The 556-nt window shown below is 45.9% G+C and carries 1 protein-coding gene; it reads right to left on the bottom strand.

Going from position 1 to position 556, the window contains the following annotated elements; genetic code table 11:
* A partial coding sequence (locus N7387_RS21370) for a hypothetical protein (protein WP_279800966.1) occupies nucleotides 1-556 on the bottom strand: 556 nt, incomplete at both ends.

Here is a 556-nt window from a genome sequence, read left to right as displayed (position 1 = left end):
TCCATAAACACCGCCGATTTTATAAGCCACAAGCGCTTTCAGTACTTCTTCAATACCACCAAATGAATCGACCAAATCACCCATGACTCCGGTCCACTCCTTAAAGAAGCCGACAATGCCATCACGATTTTCGCTAATCCATGTATTAAGGGATTTGAGCCCTGAAATTACGTCAGGCGCGAAATTAACATACATGGTATTCATAAAGTTATTTGCTTCAGCATTCAGGTCACTCATGAGCTTTTTAACCTGCTTCGCCTGGGATTCCATTTCAGGCGTATACAGAGACTTGCCTTTATATTCCTCAAATGCCTTTTGATATTCACCACTTCGGATGGCCTGAAACAAAGCCGGGTCTGAGCCTCCGAGCGCGTTCATATAGAAGTATTTAGCATCATCCTCTTTGTCCAGCTGCCGTATGGCCTCCATCGCCCTCAGCGTCATTTCCTCAGCATTTTTTGCCTCTGTGATGTTGACATTGCTTCTTGCCTGCAACAGGCTTAATGCCGCCAGATTTTCAGGCGCAGCGCCTATTCCGACCTTGCTCCAGATTTGA

The sequence above is a fragment of the Morganella sp. GD04133 genome, from assembly GCF_029835375.1.
In the GTDB taxonomy this organism is placed as follows: Bacteria; Pseudomonadota; Gammaproteobacteria; order Enterobacterales; family Enterobacteriaceae; genus Morganella; species Morganella morganii_B.
Note: the sequence above shows the minus strand (reverse complement) of the source record. Positions and strands in the feature narration are given on the sequence as shown.